This is a genomic window from Microbacterium sp. UBA3394 (assembly GCF_002358725.1).
GTDB classification, from domain to species: Bacteria; Actinomycetota; Actinomycetes; order Actinomycetales; family Microbacteriaceae; genus Microbacterium; species Microbacterium luteum.
The window spans coordinates 5395-5665 of sequence record NZ_DEPK01000057.1; the positions used below are offsets into that span (position 1 = coordinate 5395).

The window sequence follows — 271 nt, forward strand, 5'->3', positions numbered from 1 at the left end:
GAGCGTCGTGGCGCATCCGGGCTACTCCACCAGCGGCCGCACCGCCGGCATCCGCGGAGTGAACAACCCCTCCCGCCTGACGCGGTTCACCGACAATATCCAGGCCCCCGTCACCCAGTCCAAAGAGGTCGGCGCGCAGCCCCTCGTGCACGCGCTGGCGGCACCCGACGTCACCGGCGGCGAGTACTGGGGGCCGCGCGCCCGGCTTCGGGGCGAGCCTCGGCGCGGCACGTCGTCGCGCGTCACGCAGGACCGTGAGGTCGCCGCGCGC

General features: G+C 74.9%; 1 pseudogene. It reads left to right on the top strand.

The annotated features are described in order from the left end of the window. Positions 1–271: pseudogene (locus B4E30_RS03135) on the top strand (dehydrogenase); the annotation flags it as partial.